The 323-nt window shown below is 45.8% G+C and carries 1 protein-coding gene; it reads left to right on the top strand.

Features of this window, described 5'->3' with window-relative positions:
• Positions 1-323 (top strand): Ig-like domain-containing protein (locus IRZ83_RS19450; protein WP_194570773.1); only part of this gene is annotated, 323 nt, incomplete at both ends.

Genomic DNA, 323 nt, shown 5'->3' with positions numbered 1-323 from the left:
ACGATACAAAAACGACAAACGAGGACACGGCAGTTACAATCGACGTAACAGCAAACGACACTGATGCTGACGGAACAGTCAACAAGGCAACAGTAGACCTGGATCCTGCAACACCGGGCATCCAGACTACTTTTTCAGTGACAGGACAGGGAACATATACTGTAGATGCACTTGGAATTGTAACTTTTACCCCTGTTCTGAATTACAGCGGAACAGCGACTCCAGTCAATTATACGGTAAGCGACAATGACGGAGCGGTATCAAACACTGCTGCAATTACCGTAACGGTAACTTCGGTAAATGATAATCCGGTTGCAGTTGAT

The sequence above is a fragment of the Flavobacterium sp. JLP genome (genome assembly GCF_015350755.1).
Taxonomy (GTDB): Bacteria; Bacteroidota; Bacteroidia; order Flavobacteriales; family Flavobacteriaceae; genus Flavobacterium.
This window is presented reverse-complemented; position numbering and strand designations above follow the sequence as displayed.